Below are 233 nucleotides of genomic sequence, written 5' to 3'. Positions count from 1 at the left end.
CTTACGTTTTCGGGCGCAATGAAGATCAGGGCCGCGTACCGTTCGGCAAGATGCAGGATATTATCCGGGAGGCCAACGGCCTTCTGGAAGATGCGCAGGGCAATGAGCGCATTTCGCTGCATGATAAATCGTTCTTCCTGCGCGAGACATCATCGCTCTGTCAGCTGCTCACTGGTTCGCCGGACGGTAAACACGGTCGTTCTCCAACCGTCATCGTTGGCGACGAGATCCAC

General features: G+C 56.2%; 1 protein-coding gene. It reads left to right on the top strand.

Annotated features, from left to right (window positions below; genetic code table 11):
- Window positions 1–233 (top strand): hypothetical protein (locus Q5762_RS39790; RefSeq protein ID WP_315897197.1); only part of this gene is annotated, 233 nt, incomplete at both ends.

It is taken from the genome of Streptomyces sp. P9(2023), assembly GCF_032436795.1.
Lineage (GTDB): Bacteria > Actinomycetota > Actinomycetes > Streptomycetales > Streptomycetaceae > Streptomyces.
This window is presented reverse-complemented; position numbering and strand designations above follow the sequence as displayed.